A 21,288-nucleotide genomic window follows, 5' to 3' on the forward strand; every position below is an offset into this window, starting at 1 on the left:
CTTGGCGACGGCCTCTGACAAACCGATGCGGTGATCAGTCTGGCGCAGCAACATCAGTCCGCCATCGGAACTGAGTGCGCCGCCAGTGAAATTGGCCTCGATCTGGCAACGGCCAAGACGGCCAAACGGGAGTTCAGGTGCGGTACACTTTGGCATCGGCGGAGTTGTCTGTGGATCGGTCTGGAAAGCATATCCTATGCGGCTTTAAGCCCTCCGCCGACCCCGAACTCATGAAAAATCCGGGCTAGGGCATTCCTGCCGATGGCAAACCCCATTCATGTGGAGAAACCTTATGAAACTGCGATACCCCCTGCTGGCGGCCAGCGCTGTGGCGCTGCTGTGCAGCGGCGGCGCGGCGGCTGCCGACGCTGCCGCTGAAAACCCGGTGCGCAACCCCCGCGTGATCGACAAGCTGGTCGAGATGGGCGCCACCCTGCGCGCGCTGGGCGATTTCCGCGTCGAGGCCGACGCCAGCCGCGACGTGGTGCTCGACAATGGCCAGAAGATCAAGCAGCTGGCCAGCGCCAGCCTGCTCGCCAGCGGCAAGGACAAGCTGCGCGTCGATATTCGTGGCGACCGCCTGAGCCGCAACATCTATTTCGACGGCAAGCAGCTGACGCTCTATGCGCCGGCCACGCGCTACTACGCCAGCACGCCACTGCCCGGCAATACGGCCGCCATGCTGGAGACCGCCGAAGAGAAGCTGGGCATCGAGATTCCGCTGGCCGACCTCTTCCTGTTCGGCAAGAGCCAGGCGCAGCTTGACGCCATCAAGAGCGCGGTTTACGTCGGCGCATCGACGGTCAACGGCCAGCGTTGCGATCATCTGGCCTTCCGCGAGGACACGATCGACTGGCAGCTGTGGGTGAGCCGCGGCGAGCGCCCGCTGCCCTGCAAGCTGGTGGTGACCAGCACCGATCAGTCCGAGCAGCCGGAATACAGTGTGACTTACCGCTGGAACACCAAGGCCAAGGCCAGGGCGGGCGACTTCCGCTTCCAGCCCGCCAAGGGCGATCTGCCCATTCCGCTCACCTCCGCCAGCGCGCAATAACTCGGGGAACCTACCATGACCACTACCCGCAAGACCCTGATGCTGAGCGCCATGGCCGCCGCGCTGCTGAGCTACGGCATGCTGGCCGAAGCCGCTCCGCGCGCCAAGGGCGAAGCCCGCAGCAGCGTGAACAAGCCGGCCACCGCCAATCGTGGCGCCGCGCCGCGTGCGGAGGCCGCGCCGCGCGCCAATGTGCAGAACAACACGGCACGCAATACCAATGCCACCCGCAATACCAAGAACACCAATGTACGCAATACCAATGTCAACAACATCAATATCGACCGCGACGTGAACATCGATGTGGATGGCGGCGGCTGCCACGGCGGCTGCTGGGACAACGATTACCATCCGATCGCCACGGCGGCCGCCATCACCGCGACGGCGGCCGTGATCGGCTCCATCGTCAACTCGGTGCCGCCCAACTGCGTGCCGGTGGTCTATGCCAACATCACCTATCAGCAGTGCGGCAACACCTGGTATCAGCCGCAATACCAGGGCAGCAATGTGACCTACATCGTCGTCAACCCGCCCCGCTAAACCGGCAGCGGCCGCCCTGCAACGGGGCGGCCGGCGCACTGCCGCAACAACAGGCACGGCCTCTTCGCAGGCCGGATACGCGCCAGCACCATCCGACACGGCGCAAGCGCCGGAAGGCGCTGCGCTTTTCCGGCCTGCTTCGCCATATTTCGCGGCAGTGGGCGGCCTGCAGCCGCCTGGCCTCGGGCTGCTTCTCCGCAGGCAAACCGGCAGACAAATCGCAACACGGCCGACGGCATCCGCTTTGTAGAATGCGCGGCATTGTCGCTCGTCGCCCGCCGCATGCACACCGCCGCCTCCCTCCCCCAGCGCTATACCGTTCTCGACAGTTTCCGCGGGCTGTGCGCCTTGCTGGTTGTCGTTTTTCATCTGCACCTGTGGCAGGGTTTCAGCGAATGGGCGCTGTTTCGCGCTTCCGGACTGCTGGTCGAATTCTTTTTCACGCTCAGCGGCTTTGTGCTGGCCTGGCGTTACCGCGACGCGGACTTCAGCCTGCGCGATTTTCGCCAGTTCATGCTCGCGCGGACGTTTCGCATCGTGCCGCTGCATCTGGCCACGCTGGCAGCGATGCTGCTCCTCTTGGTGCTGCGCTTTGGCGTGGCCGGCGACTCGCTGGATGACAGCCTGGCCTGGCTGACGCCGGCCGCCGGCGAGCAGCTCGCCTGGCAGCTGCTGCTGCTGCAGGCCTGGTGGCCCGGCGCCAATCCCTTTGCCTTCAATGGCCCGGCCTGGAGCATCAGCGTCGAGTTCTATCTGTATGTGGCGTTCGGACTCTTGCTGCTGCTGGCGGGCCGTCGCCAGCGCCTGTGGCTGTTGCTGACCGCGCTGGCCTGCGCACTGGCCGTCCTCGTCCAGGCACCGTTTACCGGCAGCGGGGCATTTCGCGGGCTGAACTGTTTCGTGCTCGGCGCGCTGGCGCAGCATGCCTATCAGCACTGGCGCGCCCGGCCTTCGCGGCCATTCCCGCGCAGCGGCATGATTCTGGGCAATGCCCTGGAAGTGCTGGCGCTGGCGCTGGTCACGGCCGTGCTGCTGCTCAGCCTGCCAGCGAAAAGCTATCTGGCCACCTGGGTGTTCGTGGCGGCCATTCTGGTGTTTGCCGCCGAACGGGGGCGGCTGTCGCGCTGGCTGGGCAAGGCGGGCTTTGTGCAGCTGGGGCACTGGTCATTCTCGATTTACCTGACGCATTACCCGGTGCTGCAGGCCGTCAAGCTGCTGCTGCAGGCCCTGGCCGCGCTGGGCGGGCCAAACTGGCTGTTTTACGACCCGGCCAGCCAGCTGCTGTATTTCCGCAGCGGCAGCGCGGCCGGTGATTCACTGCTGGGCTTGCTCATCCTCGCCGCCGTGCTGGCCGTGTCGCGCCTCAGCCATCGCTGGATCGAGCAGACGGGCATGCTGGCCGGCCGCCAGCTCAATGCCCGGCTGGACGGCCCACAGCAGCGCGTCACCGGCCTCGCGCTGGCCGACGCCGCCCGCAAGGGCTGAGCCGGGCGGCGGCACTCTGGCAGGCGTAAGCGCCACCCAGACGACGCCTGCAGACCTGCCAAGCTGAAAAACAGCATACATCGCAGGCTATACGGCCATAGCCAAGCAGGGCATTGAGCTAGAAAGACATACCCACAGACAACCATGAGATCAGCAAGACTTCCCGGCGACATGCCTGCCCGGCCTAGGCATGACCATGAAGACCCGCAGGCAAGCCCGCGGATCTTCACCGAGAGGGGCTTAAGCCCCGGACGCCGCCACGGACGCCTCGCCCGCCGCGGGCTGCCAGCCGCCGCCCAGCGCCTTGTAGAGCGCCACCAGCGCCAGGCGCTTCTGCCGCTGGGCATCGCTGAGACTGAGCTGCCCCTGGAATAGGCTGCGCTCGCTGTCGAGCACTTCCAGATAGCTGGAATAGCCATTGTTGTAGCGCAGACTGGCCAGATAGAGCTGCCGCTTGAGCACGTCCAGCGAGACCGACAGCTCCAGATATTTCTGCTCGGCCGCCTGGTAGAGCTTCAGCGCCGCGCGGGTATCGGCAAAGGCCTGGCTGACCGTCTGACGATAGGCCGCTGCCGCCGCGCGCTCCTGCGCGCGAGCCTGGTCGACCTGGGCCGCCGTCAGGCCGTTGTTGAACAGCGGCATGGCCAGATTGCCGGCGTAGGTCCAGGTTGTGCTGCCACTCTGGAACAGCGAGGACAGCTGCGGGCTTTCCACGCCCAGCAAGCCGGTCAGGCTGATGCGCGGGAAATACGCGGCGCGGGCGGCGGCAATCTGCGCCTGCGTGGCGCGCAGCGCAGCCTCGGCCTGACGGATGTCGGGGCGGCGCAGCAGCAGGTCGGAAGGAATTCCCGCCGGAACGACGCTCGCGGCCACGACCGCCGATTTCTGCTGCGGCGTCACCGCAATGCCCGCGGCATACAGCTCGCGCGGCGCCACGCCAACCAGCACGCTCAGCGCCGACTCGGCTGCGGCAACCTGGCCCTGCAGGTCGAGCGCCGAAACGCGGGCGGCGGCCACTTCGGTTTCCGCCTGGCGCATTTCCAGTTCGGAGGTAATGCCGCCCTCGAATTGCTTCTTGCGCAGGCGATAGGATTCCTCGCGCGTGGCCACCGTCTGTTGCGTAACTTCCAGGCTGGCCCGCAGGGCCTGCAGGCTGAAATACTGCTCGGCGACCTGTGCGGCCAGCGACAGGCGCACGCCGTCCAGCGCATATTCGCTGGCCTGCAGGCTGGCGCGGGCAGCAGCGGTCGAGTTGCGCACGCGCCCCCACAGATCGAGCTCCCAGCTCAGCTGCAGGCCGGCCGAATAGGCGCCGATGGTGTTTTGCGGCGCACCGTACACGGCTTCGGAGCGCTGCCCCTGGCCGGCGGCGGCCGTTGCGGCCAGCGTCGGCAGCTGGGCCGAACTGGTGATGCCCAGCACGGCGCGCGCTTCATCGACGCGCGCCAGCGCCACTTCGATGGACGGGCTGTCGGCCAGCGCCAGCCCGATCAGCCGGTCAAGCTCGGGATCCTGAAAAGCCTCCCACCAGCGCGCGCTGACAAGCGGTGCGTTCTGCTGACCTTCCGGCAGCGCCAGCGCCGGCGTTTCATAGCGCGGATTCAGCCCGCAAGCGGCCAGCAGACTCGCCAGCAGCAGCGGCGCCAGGCAGGCCGGACGCAGTGGGAACTTAGTCATGGGCGGTCTCCTTGGCGGCAGCCTGACGGCCGGAGCCGCGCATGATCAGGCGGAAGAACAGCGGGATGAAGAAAATCGCGATAAAGGTCGCGGCCAGCATGCCGCCGATCACCGGCGTGCCCAGCGCATGGCGGCTGGCGGCGCCGGCGCCACTGGACAACACCAGCGGCACGCAGCCCAGAATGAAGGCCAGCGAGGTCATGATGATGGGCCTGAAGCGCAGGCGCGCGGCTTCGAGCGCGGAATCCAGCAGGCTCATGCCCTCCTCGTGCTTCATCACGGCAAATTCGACGATCAGGATCGCATTCTTGGCCGCCAGGCCAACCAGCGTCACCAGGCCGATCTGGAAGTAGACATTGTTGGTCATGCCGGCCAGCCAGGTCGCCAAGAGCGCGCCAAACAGCGCAAACGGCACGGCGGTGATCACCGCGAAGGGCAGCGTCCATTTTTCATACTGGGCGGCCAGGATCAGGAAAATCATCACGATGCCGAAGATGAACGCCATCGCGGCCGTGCCGCCAGCCTTTTTCTCCTGGTAGGCCGAGCCGGTCCATTCCAGCTTGGCGTCATTGCCCAGCGCCTGCGCGGCCACTTCCTCCAGCGCCTTGATGGCCTGCCCGGAGCTGTAGCCCGGCGCCGGTTGCGCCATGATCTTGGCCGACTGGAAGACGTTGAAGCGCTCGACCAGTTCCGGACCGCTGGAATCCTTGACGGTCACCAGACTGGTCAGCGGGATCATGTCACCGGCCTGCGAACGCACATAGACATTGCGGATGTCGTTCGGGCGGGCGCGGTAATCGGCTTCGGACTGCAGCTGCACGCGATAGGTGCGGCCGAACTGGTTGAAGTCGTTCACGTACACCTGGCCAAACGTCGCCTGCATGGTGTCGAACACCGCATTGATCGGCACACCCAGCGCCTTGGCCTTTTCGCGGTCGAGATCGAGATAGATCTGCGGCACATTGGCGCGGAAGGTGCTGCTCACGCTGGCGAACTCCGGCCGCTTCTTGGCGGCTTCGAGAAAGCGCTGCACTTCGCCGGCGAACACCTTGGCGCCGCCGGTGCCGCGATTCTGCAGATAGCCCTCCAGACCGCCGGTGGTCGACATGCCCATGATGGGCGGCGGATTGAAGACGGCGGCAAAACCGTCCTTCAGGCCCATATAGCCCATACCCTGGAAGGTTTTCGCCAGCGCGAAGGAGTCGTCCCCCGCGCCCTGGCGTTCATCCCAGTCCTTCAGCGTGATGAAGGAAATGCCGCTGTTGCTGATCACCGCGCCGGACAGGATGTCAAAGCCCGAGAAGGTCACCGTATTGGCGACATTCTTGTTGGCCATCGTCATCTGGTCGAACTGGTTGGCGACCGCCTGCGTGCGGTTCAGCGAGGCCGCATCGGGCAGCATCACGGCAGCGATCAGATAACCCTGGTCCTCGTTGGGCACCAGTTCGCCCGGCACGCGGGCAAACAGCCCCCAGGTGCTCACGAGGATCACCGCGATCAGCGCAAAGGCGACGCCGACGCGCCGGTTCAGAAAGGCCACGCCGCCGACATACTTGCCGGTGAGCCGGTCGAAGAAGTTGTTGAACCAGACGAAGAAGCGCGCCGGCGGCTGATGGCTGTTTTTCAGCAGCACCGCGCACAGCGCCGGCGACAGCGTCAGCGCCACAAGGCCGGAAATGGCCACCGAGACGGCAACGGTCACGGCGAACTGCTTGTACATCACCCCGGTCATGCCGCCCATGAAGGCTACTGGCAAAAAGACCGCGCACAGCACCAGCACGATGGCAACCACCGGGCCGGATACTTCCTGCATGGCCTGGATGGCAGCGTCCTTCGCCGAACACTTTTTCTCGCTCATGATGCGCTCGACGTTTTCCAGCACCACGATCGCGTCATCCACCACGATGCCGATGGCCAGCACCATGCCGAACAGTGTCAGCAGGTTGATCGAGAAGCCCAGCACCAGCATGCCGGCAAAGGTGCCGATCAGCGACACCGGCACGGCGATGCAGGGAATCAGCGTGGCGCGGAAATTCTGCAGGAAGAGATACACCACGAGGAACACCAGCACGATGGCTTCCAGCAGCGTGTGCACCACTTCCTCGATCGAGATCTTCACGAACTGGGTCGTGTCATAGGGAATGTTGTAGTTCAGGTCCTGCGGGAAGCGCGTTTTCAGCTCTTCCATCTTGGCGGCGACCGCTTCGGCGACGGCCACGGCATTAGCGCCCGGCTGCAGATAGGTCGCGATGCCGATGGCGGGCTTGCCGTTGACCTTGGCCAGCAGGTCGTAATCCTTGCCGCCCATCTCCACGCGCGCCACATCCTTCACGCGGATTTTCGAGCCGTCCGGCATCGAGCGCACGATGATGTTCTGGAACTCGCTCACGTCTTCCAGCCGGCCCTTGGTCTGCACGGTGAAGGTGAAATCAACCTTGGCCGTGGTCGGCTGCGCGCCGATCTTGCCGGCGGCGAACTGGGCATTCTGCTCGCGGATCGCCGCAATCACGTCGCTGGGAGTCAGGCCCAGCTGGGCCAGACGGTCGGGGCGCAGCCAGACGCGCATGGCATAGTCGGTGCCGCCGAACAGCGTGGTATCGCCCACCCCCGGAATGCGCTTGAGCTCGTCGATGATGTTGAGCAGCGCATAGTTCGAGAGATAGGTGGTGTCATAGCTGCCCTTGGGCGAATCCAGCGTCACCACCTGCAGGATGGCGGTCGATTTCTTCTTGACCGTCACGCCCTGCTTTTTCACTTCCTCGGGCAGCTGCGCCATCGCGGCGGACACGCGGTTGTTGACGTTGATCGTCGCCTGGTCGGGGTCGGTGCCGATGTCGAAATACACGTTCAGCGTCATGGAGCCGTTCGAGGCCGAGCCAGACTGCATGTAGATCATGTTTTCGACGCCGTTGATCTGCTGCTCCAGCGGCGCGGCCACCGTCTGCGAGATCACCTCGGGCGTCGCGCCAGGATAAAAGGCCACGACCGACACCACCGGCGGCGTGATTTCCGGGTACTGCTCGACGGGCAGCACCCGCATGGCGGCCAGACCCGCCAGCACGATGATGATGGAAATCACGCTGGCGAAAATGGGCCGTTCAATGAAGAACTTGGAGAACATGGCGACTCCTTATTGCGCGGCGACGGCGCTGGCCGCTGCGGCACTGGCCACGCTCGGTGCCACCTTGCTGCCCGGACGCGCCTTCATCAGTCCTTCGACGATCACCTTCTCGCCCGCCTTGAGGCCCTCTTCCACCACGACCAGGCCGTCGATGGTCGGCCCCAGGCGCACCGGGCGCGGCACCACCTCGTTCTGCGCGTTCACGGTCATCACCAGGCGGTCGGCCTGCGACTGCACGATGGCGCGCTCGGGCACCATCAAGGTGTCCTGCCGCGTGCCCAGATCGAGAATCACGCGGACGAACTGGCCGGGCAGTAGCTCGCCCTGCTTGTTGTCGAAAATCGCCCGCGCGCGGATGGTGCCGGTTTTCGGATCGACGCGGTTGTCCGAGAAATTCAGCTTGCCGGTTTCGCCATACATGCGCCCGTCGGCCAGACGCAGGCGCGCCGTCCAGTTGCTGGCGTCCTTCATGGCCAGCTTGCCGGAGCTGACCAGACGCTCGAAGGTCAGGCGGTCCTGCTCGGAATAGGAAAAATTGACGTAGAGCGGGTCGAACTGCGAAATCGTCGTCAGCAGCCCGCTTTCGCCGCTGGCGCTGATCAGGCTGCCTTCCGATTGCGCCACCTTGCTGGTCATGCCGGAAATCGGCGCGGTCACCTTCGTGTAACCCAGATTCAGCTCGGCCTCCTTCACCCTGGCCTGGGCGGACTGGTTGCTGGCGATGGCCGCGTTGTAGGCAGCAATCGCGTCGTCGTGATCCTTGCGGCTGACAGCGTTTTCCTTGAACAGCGGAATGATGCGGTCGCGGTCGGCCACCGCCTTGGCCAGCTTGGCCTGCTCCTGCGCCAGCACGCCCTTGGCCTGATCCAGCGCCGCCTTGTAGGGCTCGGGGTCGATCTCGAAGAGCACCTGCCCGGCCTGCACGGCCTGGCCTTCGGTATAGGTGCGCTTGAGCAGGATGCCGCTGACGCGCGCGCGCACTTCGACATCGCGGTAACCGGCGGTTTCACCGACCAGCTCGGTCGTCATCGGCGCCGAGGTCGGCTTGAGCTCGATCACATTCACCGGCGCAGGCGGAATTTCGGGGGGCTTCTTGTCCTGACCGCAAGCGCCCAGCAGGCCGGCAATCGCCAGGGCAAGCAGGCTGTTGCGCAAGCCGATGCTTGCCCGGCTCATGGAAGTCCTCTGTGAATCCCTCATTGCTTACGCCCTCTCAATATGATGAACACATGATCGCGCTAGTTTGCCTGACTCCGGCACACAGCGCAGCAGCACAAAATACCGAAACCAGTATGGACCAGCCGCACGACATGCACATGACCCGCCGCACGGCGTCCGGCAACGGTACGCGGCACTTCACCTGCGGGCACTTCTGGGCGACAATCCGGGTTTGCGCCGATTGACCGGCCACCTTTCCCCATCACTCGCTGCAGGCAGTCCGATTCATGCGCCAGGCCACCGTTACCCGCAACACGCTGGAAACCCAGATCACCGTCACCATCAATCTTGATGGCACCGGCAAGTCGAGCTTCGACACCGGCGTGCACTTCTTCGAGCACATGCTCGACCAGGTCGCGCGCCACGGCATGTTCGACATCGAGATCAAGGCCACGGGCGACCTGCACATCGACGCGCACCACACGGTCGAGGATGTCGGCATCACGCTGGGCCAGGCCTTCGCCAAGGCCGTCGGCGACAAGAAGGGCATCCGCCGCTACGGCCACGCCTATGTGCCGCTCGATGAAGCGCTGTCGCGCGTGGTCGTCGACCTGTCCGGCCGCCCGGGGCTGACCTACCCGGTCGAGTACACGCGCGCCGCGATTGGCGGCTTCGATGTCGACCTGTTTGGCGAATTCTTCCAGGGCTTCGTCAACCACGCCGCCATCACGCTGCACATCGACAATCTGCGCGGCAAGAATGCCCACCACCAGGCCGAAACCATTTTCAAGGCGCTGGGCCGCGCGCTGCGCATGGCCTGTGAACCGGACGAGCGGATGGCGGGCATCACGCCGTCCACCAAGGGCACGCTGGTCGGCTGAACACTTACCATTTGAACGCGATGGCCACCCCAAGCGCACCAGGCACCGGGCAAAGCCCGGTGCAAACCAGCCGCAACACTGCAATGGCTTACACCATGTTTCCATACATTTTTCCCGGCGATGCCGGCAAAAACGCAACGCAGGCTGTTTTTCAACAGCCTGCCAGGCCTACCCCATGAAAATCGCAATCGTTGATTACGGCATGGGCAATCTGCATTCGGTGGTGAAATCGATGCAGCTCGTTGCCGAAGACCACGCCGAAGTGGTGCTGACGGCCGACGCGGCCACCATAGACGCCGCCGACAAGGTCGTTTTCCCCGGCCAGGGCGCGATGCCCGACTGCATGGCCCACCTGCAGGAATCCGGCCTGATCGCCAGCGTGCGCCAGGCGGCTGCCGAAAAACCCTTTCTGGGCATTTGCGTCGGCGCGCAGCTGATGTTCGAGCGTAGCGCCGAAGGCCCGACCGAAGCGCTGGGCATCTTCCGCGGCGAGGTTGTGCGCTTTCCGGCCGCGCAGATGGTCGACGCGCACGGCCAGCGCCTGAAGGTGCCGCACATGGGCTGGAACGAAATGTTCATCCGTCGCGAACACCCCCTGTGGCAGGGCATCCCCGATGGCGAGCGCTTCTACTTCGTGCACAGCTACCATTTCGCGCCACAGGATGACATCGCCGTGATCGAGTCGGCCTATCCTTACCGCTTTGCGGCCGCCGTGGCTCAGGATAATATCTTCGCCATTCAGTGCCACCCGGAGAAATCCAGCACGCCGGGGCTGCAGTTGCTGAAGAATTTCGTGCACTGGAACGGCCAGTGCTAGGTTCTGTTGACGTTTTGTTTGAAACAGCACAACCGGGCAGCACAAACAAAACGTCAACAGAACCTAACGTCTTCAACGCAAAGGCGCAAAGACGCAGAGAACAGACCCGGTCTTCTCTGCGCCTCTGCGTCGCTGCGTTGGGTTTTAAACCTTCTGCCTACACACACCATCATGCTGATCATCCCCGCGATTGACCTCAAGGACGGCCAGGCCGTGCGCCTGCGCCAGGGCGAAATGAATGACGCCACCGTCTTTTCCGACGACCCGGCCAGCTTTGTCTCGCACTGGCTCGACCAGGGCGCGCGCCGCATGCACCTGGTTGACCTCAATGGCGCTTTTGCCGGCAAGCCGAAGAACCTCAGCGTCGTGAAGCAGATTCTCAAGGCCGTGGACGGCAGCGTGCCGGTGCAGCTGGGCGGCGGCATCCGCAGCCTGGAAACCATCGAGATGTATCTCGACGCCGGCATTGATTACGTGATCATCGGCACGGCAGCGGTCAAGCAGCCGGGCTTTCTGCACGAGGCCTGCGATGCCTTCCCCGGCCACATCATCGTGGGGCTCGACGCCAAGGGCGGCAAGGTCGCCACCGATGGCTGGGCCAAGGTCACCGACCATGACGTCGTCGACCTGGCCAAACGCTTCGAAGGCTATGGCGTCGAGTCGGTGATCTACACCGACATCGGCCGCGACGGCATGCTGTCGGGCATCAATATCGAAGCCACCGTCGAGCTGGCGCGCGCGCTGACCATTCCGGTGATCGCCTCGGGCGGCCTGACCAATCTCGACGACGTGAAGGCGCTGTGCGCCGTGGAAGACGAAGGCATCGAGGGCGTGATCACCGGTCGCGCCATTTACGAAGGCACCATCGACTTCAAGGCCGCGCAGGACCTGGCCGACGAACTGTCGAACACTTAACTCCAATTCACCACAGAGACACAGAGGAACACAGAGTTTTTGCGGGTATAGCCATGCAGCCACTGGAAATAAAAGGCTGCACAACAATACCCTCACAAACACCCTTCTCTGTGTTCTCTGTGCCTCTGTGGTAACTGATTTATGCCTCTCGCCAAACGCATCATTCCCTGTCTTGACGTGACCGCCGGCCGCGTGGTCAAGGGCGTCAATTTCGTCGGGCTGCGCGACGCCGGCGACCCGGTCGAGATCGCCAAGAAGTACAACGACCAGGGCGCCGACGAGCTGACCTTTCTCGACATTACCGCCAGCTCCGACAACCGCGACCTGATCCTGCACGTGATCGAGGCGGTCGCCAGCCAGGTCTTCATTCCGCTGACCGTCGGCGGCGGCGTGCGCGAGGTGGCCGATGTACGCCGGCTGCTCAATGCCGGCGCCGACAAGGTCAGCATCAACACCACGGCCGTCACCAATCCGGACGTGGTGCGCGATGCCGCCAGCCATTTCGGCAGCCAGGCCATCGTGGTGGCCATCGATGCCAAGGCGGTGAACGCAGACAACTCGCGCTGGGAAATCTTCACGCATGGCGGACGCCGCGCCACCGGCCTTGATGCGGTCGAGTGGGCGCTGAAGATGCAGGACTATGGCGCCGGCGAAATCCTGCTCACCAGCATGGACCGCGACGGCACCAAGATCGGCTTCAACCTGCCGCTGACGCGCGCGATTTCCGACGCGGTGTCGATTCCGGTGATCGCCTCGGGCGGCGTCGGCAATCTGCAGCACCTGGTCGACGGCGTGACCCAGGGCCATGCCGACGCGGTGCTCGCTGCCAGCATTTTCCACTTCGGCGAATACACGGTGCGCGAGGCCAAGGAAGCGATGCGCGCTGCCGGCATCGAGGTGCGACTGTGATGCGCCGCCTCGCAAGCACGGTCCTGCTGCTCGCCGCGGCGCTGGCCATGCCGCTGGCGCAGGCCTGCGAGGACATGAAGATCCGCGCACGCCCCGGCCTGTCGGTGAACATCAACCATGTGCGCCACGGCGACCTGATGACGGTGTTCCTCACCGTGCAGCAGTTCGGCAAGGCCTCGATGAATTTCGCCGCCGACGGCATCGCCGTCGTCGACCAGCACGGCAAGCGCTACTACCCGCTGGAACGGCGCGGCGCGCTGGCCGGCGAGCTGGCCGCCGCCGGCCCGCAAAAGGCCGAGCTGGTTTTCGACCTCAAGGGCGACTCGCTCGCCACCACGCTGGAGCTGCGCTGATGACTGACACCTCCCCCAAGGCGGCCGACTGGCTGACCGAAATCAAGTGGGACGCACAGGGCCTCGTCCCCGTCATCGCCCAGGACAAGGATTCCGGCCGCGTGCTGATGTTTGCCTACGCCAATCGCGAGGCGGTCGCGCTGACCGCGGAAAAAGGCAGCGCGCACTACTGGACGCGCAGCCGCCAGAAACTCTGGCACAAGGGCGAGGAATCCGGCCACTTCCAGCGCGTGGCCGCCATCCAGCTCGATTGCGACGGCGACGTGCTGATCTACCAGATCACCCAGGAAGGCGGCATTGCCTGCCACACCGGGCGCGAGAGCTGCTTCTTCCGCACGCTGGTCGACGGCGAGTGGCAAACGGTCGATCCGGTACTGAAAGACCCGTCCGTCATCTATGGCCACGGCCATTGATGCGCCGTCATCATCCTGTCACCCGCGCCGCTTACGCTGCGCACCCTTGAGCTGCTCACGCCAGACGTCCGGGGCCTGCTGCCCGGGCTGACACGGCTTGCCGTCCTGGCGCTGGACCCGCTCTGGCGGGTGCGGGCCGCGGCGGCCGGATTGCCCGGCAGCAACGGCCAGCCCGGGCCAGCCCGCCGGCTGACACTTGCCGGCGCACGCGCCGTATAATGGCGGCAATTTCCGCCTTCTGGAGTGCATTATGGTTTCCGCCGAAATTCTCGAACGCCTGTCCGCCGTACTTGCCGAGCGCCGTCATGCCGATCCCGGCACGTCGTATGTGGCCCGCCTGTATGCCAAGGGCACGGACGCCATCCTGAAAAAGGTGGGCGAGGAAGCCGTGGAAACCATCATGGCCGCCAAGGATGGCGACAAGCTGCATCTGGTGCGCGAAGTCGCGGATCTGTGGTTCCACACGCTGGTGCTGCTGGCGCACGAGGGACTCAGCCACGAGGATGTGCTGGCCGAACTGGCGCGCCGCGAAGGCATTTCCGGTGTCGAGGAAAAAGCCTCGCGCAACAAGCCGGCCGTTTAAGCTGACCAGCCCTGGGGCCGGTCAGACCGCCCAATTCCATCAGGAAAGACCATGAGCGACTGCATTTTCTGCAAGATTGCCGCCGGGCAGATTCCGGCCAAGAAAGCCTATGAGGACGAGGACGTGGTCGTATTCCACGACATCGCCCCCAAGGCGCCGGTGCACCTGCTGCTGATTCCGAAAAAGCACATCGAATCGCTGTTCGCGGCCACGGCCGACGACCAGGCCATCCTTGGCAAGCTGCTGCTGCTGGCGCCGCAAATGGCCAGGGCACACGGCCTGGATGCCGGCTTTGTCACGCGCGTGCACACGGGCGCGGCCGGCGGCCAGGAAGTCTATCACCTGCACGTGCATGTTCTGGGCCAGCCGCAAGCGGCGGCCTGAGCAGCCGATATCTGACCGATTTTTGACTTATTTGGAGAATTTTCATGGGTTCCTTCAGCATCTGGCACTGGCTGGTCGTTCTGCTGATCATCATTCTGGTGTTTGGCACCAAGAAACTCGGCTCGGTCGGCAAGGACCTCGGTTCCGCCGTCAAGGGCTTCAAGGATGGCGTGAAGGGTGAAGACGACGCCGCCAAGCCGGCCGAGCCGGCGCAACAGGACGCCGCCAAGCCCGACAGCGACAAGCGCTAAGCCCGGCAAGTCGTGTTCGATATCAGTTTTGGTGAACTGCTGCTGGTCGGCGCCGTCGCGCTGGTCGTGCTCGGTCCCGAGCGGCTGCCCAAGGTTGCGCGCACGGCCGGCATTCTGTTCGGCCGTGCGCAGCGTTTTGTCCACAGCGTGAAAGCCGACCTGCAACAGCAGGTAGCGCAAACCGAGCTGGCGCAAATCGAGGCCGAGCTGCGCGCCGAAGGGCGCGAGCTGCGGCAAAGCCTCGACGTGCTGCCAGCGGCGCTGGACCCGACCGACCGGCTGCCGCCGCTGCAATCGCCCGAATCGCTGGGCATCGCGCCGCTGCCCGCCGGCCAGTCTCCCGCACCAGCCAGCCAGGCCGATGACGGCGCCCGCGCCAGCACGTCACCAACGCCGGCAGCAATGCCGGCAGCGGCGCCAGACAGCGCAGCCGCCCCCCAGCCCCGCCGCCAGCCGCGCAAGCTGACCGAGGTCAGCGAGCCCGAAGCCGCGCCCGAGCCCGTGGCAGCCGCTGCGCCCCCCCAGCCTGCCGCGCCAGCGCCGCAGGACGCCCAGCTCGATCTCTTTGCCGATTACCCGGACGAGGTATCAGGCCAGAGCCAAGACACCAAAAGGGATAGACGCTAATACCCATGAGTGAAACCGCACAAACCCTGCTGGGTCACTTGCTGGAGCTGCGCACGCGACTGGTGCGCACCGCCATCGTGTTTGTGGCCGGCTTTCTGCTGTGCTTCTACTTCTCCAAGGAGCTCTACACGCAGCTGGCCTTGCCGCTGACCGAAGCGCTCAATGGCCAGAAACTGATCACCACCGGCATTGCCAGCCCCTTCATGCTGCAGGTGAAGATCGCCGCGCTGGTGGCGCTGGTGCTGACGCTGCCGCACACGCTCTACCAGATCTGGGCCTTTGTCGCGCCGGGCCTCTACCGCCACGAGCAGAAGCTGGTGCTGCCGCTGATTGTCAGCTCGACGCTGCTGTTTCTGGCCGGCATGGCCTTTGTGTATTTTTTCGTGTTCGGCGTGGTGTTCCACTTCATCGCCTCGGTGGTGCCGGATTCGATGCAGTGGCTGCCCGATTCGGGCGAATACCTGGATTTCGTGCTCGGGATGTTTCTCGCCTTTGGCGTGACCTTCCAGGTGCCGGTCGCCGTGGTGGTGCTCACCCATGTCGGAGTCGTCACCGTCGCGCAGCTGCGCGAGGCGCGCCCCTATGTCATCGTCGGCGCCTTTGTCGTCGCCGCCGTCGTCACCCCGCCGGATGTGGTGTCGCAATGCCTGCTGGCCATTCCGCTGTGGCTGCTGTTTGAAGCCGGCCTCATCGTCGCCGCCTGGTGGAAACCGGCGCGCGCCACTCCCGACACCCCGCCCCCGCTCAACTGATTGCCCGCCATGACGCTTCCCTCCTTTCTTGCCTGGCTGCCGGATTACGATACGGCGCTGAAATACGGCTTTGCCGGCGGCGCCGCGCTGCTGACGCTGGTCACCATAGTCATGGCGCAACTGAACCGTTCACGGCAGAGCTTCCTGCTGCTGGTCTTCCTGCTGGGCTGGCTGCCCTTCTTCGTGTCGTTCCGCTATCCGCCCAATCCGGTGTTTCCATCCGAACTGGTGGCGCTGACGCTGATGGCGCTGCTGGGGCTGGCAGCCACGCTGCTGCCGACCGACCGGCGTCACGAACAACCCGCCCTGCCCTGGGCCATGCTGCTGTGGCTGGGGCTGGTGGCCGCACTGGCCATCCAGAGCGCCGTGCTGCCGGTGTACTACTGGTCCGACCGCCTCGTGCCGGCGCTGTATGCACTGACGGCGGCACTGGGCGTCTGGTCGCTGTCGCGCGCGCGCCAGCATTTCGGCATCGACGGTCTGGCCACCGCGCTGGCCTGGGGCCTCTTGTGCGGCGCGGTGATGAACTCCATCATTGCCGCCGGACAGGTGCAGGCCATGCTGCAGGACGGCCAGTTCCGGCTGATTTTCGGCAATATCGGCCAGAAGAACATGTACGGCCATCTGATTGCCTGGGGCCTGGCGTCGGCGCTGTGGCTCACCGCCCGCCGTGAATTGCCCAGGCTGCTGTGCGGCGTTCTGGCGGTATGGCTGGCGCTGGCGATGGCCTGGAGCAGCTCGCGCTCGCCGCTGATGTATGCCGGCGCCTGGTTCATCATCGGCAGCGTGCTGGCGCTGCTGGGCTATTACGCCGGGCACGCCAGCGCGACGGTCAAGCGCTTCGGCATCTTGCTGGCCATCGCCGCCGTACTCATCATCGTCATGCAGTTTGTCGCGCCCTGGGTAAACGAGGGCGTCAAGCTGCTGCTGGGCATCGCGCAGGACCATTCGGTGCCGACCGCGCTGGACCGGCTGGATTCCAACGGCGCGCGCCGCTTTGTGGAATGGAGCAAGGCCTGGGAAGCCTTCCTCGCCCATCCGCTGGCCGGCATCGGCTGGGGCGCCTTCCCGCAGCAGAGCGTCGCCCTGCAGGTGCGCCCGGAATTCGCGCTGGTGCAGGAAAGCGTGCTGTTCACCCATGCGCACAACTCCTTCCTCAACCTGCTGGCCGAAATGGGCCTCTTGGGCACGCTGCCGGTGCTGGTCTGCCTGCTCGCCGTCGCCTGGGGCCTCGTGCGCCACTGGCGCAATCCGGTGACGGTGTTCGGCCTGTCGCTCGCCGTGGTGTCGCTGCTGCATAGCGGGGTGGAATACCCCTTGTGGTACTTCCACTTCCTCGGCCCCTTCGCCGTGGCGCTCTACCTGCTGAATCCGGACGGCCCGCGCGCGCTGCAGCTGCCCGCCTGGACCCAGCAGGCCGGCATCGCGGCGCTGACGCTGCCGCTGCTGGTGCTGTGCGCGCTGGCCGGCGTGCTGTACTGCCGCATGTATCCGGTGATGGATGCCAGCAACGATACGCAGGTGAATATGGCGAACATGAAGCAGCTGGAGCAGCTCGGCGCCATTCCGCTGACCGACTATTACGCCGAACACGCGCTGAGCAATTACATCCAGCCTTCCACCACCCAGATGGAATGGAAGCTGGCCATCCTGCGCCGCAGCACCGCCGTGCGCCCCTACCCTGCCGATCTGGCGCACCGCGCCATCATGGAAACCCTGGCCGGCAACCGCGACATCGCGCGCACGCTGATGCGCCAGGCGGCCTTCGCCTTCCCGGAAAACATCGACTACCTGTACGAAATCACCGGCGCCTTCCCGCAGCCGGAGGTGCGCGCGCTCAAGACCGAAATCGACGATGCCATGCGCCTCTTGCGCCCGGACAAGCCGATTCCGGAGCTGGCGCCGCCGCCGGCCCCCGCCGCGGCGGCAAGCCAGTAAAACCCTTCTTGAACCACAACGACACAGCGGCCACAGCGGAAGAAAAACCCCGGGAAATGCACACGCTTTCTTCCGGCTTTGCTCTGTGATCGCTGCGTCCCTGTGCTGGATTCGGGCTTTGCTGAAACGTCTTGCCCGTCAGGAAAACCCATTCATGCAAAAGGCCACCGATCACGGTGGCCTTTTGCATACCTGACAACCCATCAGGCCACAGCCAAATCAGGGCATTGGCTACAGACCAATACCCATCACTTTGCCGCAACCGCGTAAATGAAGAACTCACGATTGCCATCGCCGCCCTGGATGGGGCTTTCGAAATAGTCGAGCACGCAAAAGCCCGCCATCGTCGCGGCGGCGCAGATTTTCGCGGCCACCTGCGGGTAGAGCGACTCGTCGCGCACGATGCCGCCCTTGCCCAGGTTTTCCGGCCCCACCTCGAACTGCGGCTTGACCAGAAACAGCAGCCGCCCGCCCGCGGGCAGCACGGCGCGCAAGGCCGGCAGCACCAGCGTCAGCGAGATGAAGGACACGTCGCCCACCACCAGATCGAGCGGACCATCCTGCGCGCCGGCGATCAGCTCAGGCGTCAGGTGGCGCGCATTCACCCCCTCGAACTGCGTGACGCGCGCATCGGCCTGCAGCCTGGGGTGCAGCTGGTCGTGGCCGACCTCGACGCCAATCACGCGCCGCGCGCCCTCCTGCAGCAGGCAGTCGGTAAAACCGCCGGTCGAGATGCCGACGTCGAGCGCCTGCATGCCGGCCACCTCGAGCGCGGCGCTCGCTAGCGCGCCGGCCAGCTTGAGCCCGCCGCGCGACACATAGCGATCGGCCGCATCGGGCGCAATCGTGATGTCGGCCGCCGCATTCAGATTCTGGCTGGCCTTGCTCACCACCTTGCCGGCCACCGTCACGCGGCCAGCGGCAATCATGGTCTGCGCGGCGGTACGCGAGGCGGCAAGGCCGAGTTCGACGAGGAGCAAATCAGCGCGGGGCATGGAAAAACCTTGAGAAACCACAGAGAAACAGAGAACACAGAGGAGCCTGACTAGCAGGACTTCTCAGCAAAACCCCAATCAACCACAGAGACACAGAGAACACAGAGAAAAACGGGAGAACATCATCGGCATTTCTCAGGGTTTTGCTTCCTCTGTGCCCTCTGTGTCTCTGTGGTTCAATCGGTTTTTGTGGTTTGCGGAGAAGAGTTTCTAAGCAGGAAGAGGAAACACCGTGCGCAATGCGACACCGGCATGCTTGGCCGCCACGGCCCCGCCCTGCCCATCTGTGCGGATAGCGATCAGTCGAAGCGCTCGGTAGGCCCCAGGTAGCGGTACTGCCCGGTCGGCAGGTGGCCAAGCATGACCTTGCCGATGCGCACGCGCTTGAGCCCGGTGACTTTCAGGCCGACCAGCTCGCACATGCGGCGGATCTGGCGCTTCTTGCCCTCGGTCAGCACAAAACGCAGCTGGTCTTCGTTCTGCCACTCGACGCGCGCGGGCTTGAGCTTTTCGCCATCCAGCGACAGGCCGTAGTTCAAGAGGCGCAGATCGGGCGCGGAAAGCTTGCCCTCGACGCGCACCAGGTATTCCTTCTCGATCAGCGAGTTTTCGCCGATCAGCTGCTTGGCGATGCGGCCGTCCTGCGTGAGCACCAGGAGGCCCACCGAATCGATGTCGAGACGCCCGGCCGGCGCCAGCCCGCGCAGGTGGCCGGGGGAGAAGCGGATGCCGGACGGATCGTCGACCCAGTGGTTTTCCGGCAGCACCAGCACGGATGCCGGCTTGTAGCCGTCCTCGGCCTGGCCGGACACATAGCCCACCGGCTTGTTGATCAGCACGGTGACGCGGCTGGCCTGCGCGGCATGGCCCTGGCGGTCGAGCGTGATGCGCTGCTCGGGCAGCACCTTGCTGCCCAGCACATCCACCACCACGCCATCGACCTTGACCCAGCCCTTGGCAATGTATTCGTCGGCCTCGCGGCGGCTGCACAGGCCCAGTTCGGCCATGCGTTTGGACAGGCGCAGGGGTTCACTCATTTCGTACTCGCGTTCGGAAGACTGGAAAAACGGGCATCGGGCGCGCGCAGCAGCGGGACAAACCCGGCGCACGCCAGCCCGACACGCAAGGCGGGGATGGTAACGCAATCGCCGCCGCGCCGCATCGCGGACTTCCCCGCGCGGACGGGCGGTGTGTAGACTGGCGGGATCACGGAATCCATTGCCAGCGACGCCATCATGCTCAGCTACCTTGCCCTGCGCCACCTGCACATCACCTGCGTGGTCATCACCAGCCTGCTGTTCCTGCTGCGCGGCGGGCTCACGCTCGTCGGCGTGCCCTGGCAGCAGCGCTGGCCGGTGCTGCGCTGGCTGCCGCACCTGAACGACACGCTGCTGCTGTTTGCCGCCATCGCACTGGCCGTGCTCAGCGGCCAATACCCCTTTGCCCAGGGCTGGCTCACCGCCAAGCTGCTGGGGCTGATCGCCTACATCGTGCTGGGCACGCTGGCGCTCAAGCGCGCGCAAACCCGGCGGGGCCAGGCGCTGGCATTTGCCGGCGCACTGGCCTGCCTGGCCTACATCATTGCGGTGGCCAGCACCCGCTCGCCGTGGCCCTGGCTGTAAGCGACTCAGCACACGACTGCGCCTTGCACCTGACGCCACAGCAGCGCATCCAGCCCGGCGAGATCGCCATCCGGACGGGCTGAATCCCCCGCCGGCCCGGCCAGCGCCAGCTGCGACTCGATCCAGTCATGAATCAGCGGCATGCGTGCACCATACTCACCCTCGCTGGCCGCCATCTTGCGCGCCAGCAGCGCATCGATTTCTGCGCACAGCGCCGGCTCGTCCGCCAGCAATTCATCAACCAGCGTGGCAAAGCGCATCGGCGGAATGCCGCGCCCGGCTTCGATCCATTGCGCGGCCAGCAGCGGGCGCAGCACATACAGGTACTTCTTCAGCCTTACCGTGTCACCCTGCAGATAGCCGCGGAAATTCTTCCTCGCCATGCTGCGGTAATGCCAGCTGCCCTTGCGCGCGGAATAAAATGCCGGCGCCAGCGCGTTCACCTGCGCCATCCAGCCGGCATCGGCGCGATAGACCAGCGGCGAGGCCAGCCATTCGAACAGCGTCGGGTTCGAGCGGTTGAGCAGCTGCAGCGCCTTGCGCAGCTCCCAGCCGCTGATGTCCAGCTCGTCCGAGATCGGTACTTCGATCACGTCGCGCTGCGCCTCGACGCGCAGATACCACTGCGGCGCATGCACGTAGACAAAGCGCACATCGTAATCGCTGTCCGGCGAGGCAAAGCCCCAGGCGCGGCTGCCCGACTCGCAGGCAAACAGCACCCGCACCTCATGCCGCGCCTCGATAGCCTGTAGCTCGTGCAGCACGCGCTGGCGAACTGATTCATCCAGTGGATGGGAAAAACGAGCCTTCATAAAA

The 21,288-nt window shown here is 65.0% G+C and carries 24 protein-coding genes; 16 read left to right on the forward strand and 8 right to left on the reverse strand.

Annotation, left to right across the window (positions count from 1 at the left end):
• Positions 1–156, reverse strand: a 156-nt coding sequence (locus tag C515_RS24910; RefSeq protein WP_211234006.1) for a transposase, incomplete at its 3' end; no start/stop codon positions are given.
• 136 nt (positions 157–292) lie between these two features.
• Here C515_RS24910 and C515_RS0107140 point away from each other — a divergent pair.
• The 3 genes from C515_RS0107140 to C515_RS0107150 all read left to right on the forward strand — a co-directional run bounded on the left by C515_RS0107140 (position 293) and on the right by C515_RS0107150 (position 3,076).
• Positions 293–1,051 (forward strand): DUF2092 domain-containing protein, encoded by a 759-nt coding sequence (locus tag C515_RS0107140; RefSeq protein WP_028454967.1) that lies wholly within the window; start codon positions 293–295, stop codon positions 1,049–1,051.
• A gap of 15 nt (positions 1,052–1,066) precedes the next feature.
• Positions 1,067–1,591 (forward strand): hypothetical protein, encoded by a 525-nt coding sequence (locus C515_RS0107145; protein WP_028454968.1) that lies wholly within the window; start codon positions 1,067–1,069, stop codon positions 1,589–1,591.
• A gap of 261 nt (positions 1,592–1,852) precedes the next feature.
• Entirely contained in the window at positions 1,853–3,076 is a 1,224-nt protein-coding gene (locus tag C515_RS0107150) for an acyltransferase family protein (protein WP_043648545.1), read from the forward strand.
• A 240-nt stretch (positions 3,077–3,316) separates the two neighbouring features.
• Here the strand turns inward: C515_RS0107150 and C515_RS0107155 are convergent, their stop codons facing one another.
• From C515_RS0107155 to C515_RS0107165, 3 genes are read right to left on the reverse strand one after another with little or no spacing between them, the layout of a single operon-like run.
• Positions 3,317–4,753, reverse strand: coding sequence for an efflux transporter outer membrane subunit (locus tag C515_RS0107155; RefSeq protein ID WP_043648547.1), 1,437 nt, complete (start codon positions 4,751–4,753; stop codon positions 3,317–3,319).
• The gene (locus C515_RS0107160; RefSeq protein ID WP_028454971.1) at positions 4,746–7,874 is read right to left on the reverse strand and encodes an efflux RND transporter permease subunit; all 3,129 of its coding nucleotides are present in this window, start codon (positions 7,872–7,874) and stop codon (positions 4,746–4,748) included. Before C515_RS0107160 ends, C515_RS0107155 begins: the two co-directional genes overlap by 8 nt.
• A gap of 9 nt (positions 7,875–7,883) precedes the next feature.
• Complete coding sequence (locus C515_RS0107165; RefSeq protein ID WP_043648549.1) at positions 7,884–9,050, reverse strand: efflux RND transporter periplasmic adaptor subunit; 1,167 nt, start codon at positions 9,048–9,050, stop codon at positions 7,884–7,886.
• A 269-nt stretch (positions 9,051–9,319) separates the two neighbouring features.
• Between C515_RS0107165 and hisB the strand changes: the two genes are divergently transcribed.
• The 12 genes from hisB to C515_RS0107225 all read left to right on the forward strand — a co-directional run bounded on the left by hisB (position 9,320) and on the right by C515_RS0107225 (position 17,855).
• Positions 9,320–9,913: an imidazoleglycerol-phosphate dehydratase HisB gene (hisB, locus tag C515_RS0107170; RefSeq protein ID WP_028454973.1), complete on the forward strand. Its 594-nt coding sequence runs from the start codon at positions 9,320–9,322 to the stop codon at positions 9,911–9,913.
• Positions 9,914–10,088: 175 nt separating this feature from the next.
• Positions 10,089–10,730: an imidazole glycerol phosphate synthase subunit HisH gene (hisH, locus tag C515_RS0107175; RefSeq protein WP_028454974.1), complete on the forward strand. Its 642-nt coding sequence runs from the start codon at positions 10,089–10,091 to the stop codon at positions 10,728–10,730.
• Positions 10,731–10,901: 171 nt separating this feature from the next.
• Entirely contained in the window at positions 10,902–11,645 is a 744-nt protein-coding gene (gene hisA / locus C515_RS0107180) for a 1-(5-phosphoribosyl)-5-[(5-phosphoribosylamino)methylideneamino]imidazole-4-carboxamide isomerase (protein WP_028454975.1), read from the forward strand.
• Between the two features lie 141 nt (positions 11,646–11,786).
• Positions 11,787–12,554 carry an imidazole glycerol phosphate synthase subunit HisF gene (hisF, locus tag C515_RS0107185; RefSeq protein WP_028454976.1) on the forward strand — a complete coding sequence of 256 codons (768 nt, stop codon included), beginning with the start codon at positions 11,787–11,789 and terminating at the stop codon, positions 12,552–12,554.
• Positions 12,554–12,907, forward strand: a complete 354-nt coding sequence (locus C515_RS0107190) for a hypothetical protein (RefSeq protein ID WP_028454977.1) — start codon at positions 12,554–12,556, stop codon at positions 12,905–12,907. Before hisF ends, C515_RS0107190 begins: the two co-directional genes overlap by 1 nt.
• Positions 12,907–13,320, forward strand: a complete 414-nt coding sequence (gene hisI, locus C515_RS0107195) for a phosphoribosyl-AMP cyclohydrolase (RefSeq protein WP_028454978.1) — start codon at positions 12,907–12,909, stop codon at positions 13,318–13,320. Before C515_RS0107190 ends, hisI begins: the two co-directional genes overlap by 1 nt.
• A 250-nt stretch (positions 13,321–13,570) precedes the next feature.
• Positions 13,571–13,903, forward strand: a complete 333-nt coding sequence (locus tag C515_RS0107200) for a phosphoribosyl-ATP diphosphatase (RefSeq protein WP_028454979.1) — start codon at positions 13,571–13,573, stop codon at positions 13,901–13,903.
• A 51-nt stretch (positions 13,904–13,954) separates the two neighbouring features.
• A complete protein-coding gene (locus C515_RS0107205) occupies positions 13,955–14,287 on the forward strand; it encodes a histidine triad nucleotide-binding protein (RefSeq protein ID WP_028454980.1) in 333 nt (110 codons plus the stop codon).
• A gap of 44 nt (positions 14,288–14,331) precedes the next feature.
• Positions 14,332–14,538, forward strand: a complete 207-nt coding sequence (tatA, locus tag C515_RS0107210) for a Sec-independent protein translocase subunit TatA (RefSeq protein ID WP_028454981.1) — start codon at positions 14,332–14,334, stop codon at positions 14,536–14,538.
• A gap of 12 nt (positions 14,539–14,550) precedes the next feature.
• Positions 14,551–15,165, forward strand: a complete 615-nt coding sequence (gene tatB / locus C515_RS24780) for a Sec-independent protein translocase protein TatB (RefSeq protein WP_051304728.1) — start codon at positions 14,551–14,553, stop codon at positions 15,163–15,165.
• Positions 15,166–15,170: 5 nt separating this feature from the next.
• Positions 15,171–15,917, forward strand: coding sequence for a twin-arginine translocase subunit TatC (tatC, locus tag C515_RS0107220; RefSeq protein ID WP_028454982.1), 747 nt, complete (start codon positions 15,171–15,173; stop codon positions 15,915–15,917).
• Between the two features lie 9 nt (positions 15,918–15,926).
• Positions 15,927–17,855 (forward strand): PglL family O-oligosaccharyltransferase, encoded by a 1,929-nt coding sequence (locus tag C515_RS0107225; RefSeq protein WP_028454983.1) that lies wholly within the window; start codon positions 15,927–15,929, stop codon positions 17,853–17,855.
• 248 nt (positions 17,856–18,103) lie between these two features.
• Here the strand turns inward: C515_RS0107225 and C515_RS0107230 are convergent, their stop codons facing one another.
• The 3 genes from C515_RS0107230 to C515_RS24355 all read right to left on the reverse strand — a co-directional run bounded on the left by C515_RS0107230 (position 18,104) and on the right by C515_RS24355 (position 20,087).
• Complete coding sequence (locus tag C515_RS0107230) at positions 18,104–18,850, reverse strand: TlyA family RNA methyltransferase (RefSeq protein ID WP_028454984.1); 747 nt, start codon at positions 18,848–18,850, stop codon at positions 18,104–18,106.
• 299 nt (positions 18,851–19,149) lie between these two features.
• The gene (locus C515_RS0107235; protein WP_028454985.1) at positions 19,150–19,887 is read right to left on the reverse strand and encodes a pseudouridine synthase; all 738 of its coding nucleotides are present in this window, start codon (positions 19,885–19,887) and stop codon (positions 19,150–19,152) included.
• Positions 19,884–20,087, reverse strand: a complete 204-nt coding sequence (locus C515_RS24355; RefSeq protein WP_028454986.1) for a hypothetical protein — start codon at positions 20,085–20,087, stop codon at positions 19,884–19,886. The genes C515_RS0107235 and C515_RS24355 overlap by 4 nt, the downstream gene beginning before the upstream one ends.
• Between C515_RS24355 and C515_RS0107245 the strand changes: the two genes are divergently transcribed.
• Positions 20,086–20,472, forward strand: coding sequence for a SirB2 family protein (locus C515_RS0107245; protein ID WP_043648556.1), 387 nt, complete (start codon positions 20,086–20,088; stop codon positions 20,470–20,472). The genes C515_RS24355 and C515_RS0107245 overlap by 2 nt on opposite strands.
• Positions 20,473–20,477: 5 nt before the next feature.
• Here C515_RS0107245 and C515_RS0107250 read toward each other — a convergent pair whose 3' ends face one another.
• A complete protein-coding gene (locus tag C515_RS0107250) occupies positions 20,478–21,284 on the reverse strand; it encodes a nucleotidyltransferase domain-containing protein (RefSeq protein ID WP_051304729.1) in 807 nt (268 codons plus the stop codon).
• Positions 21,285–21,288: the final 4 nt, after the last annotated feature.

It is taken from the genome of Chitinilyticum litopenaei DSM 21440 (assembly GCF_000428145.1).
Classification (GTDB): domain Bacteria; phylum Pseudomonadota; class Gammaproteobacteria; order Burkholderiales; family Chitinibacteraceae; genus Chitinilyticum; species Chitinilyticum litopenaei.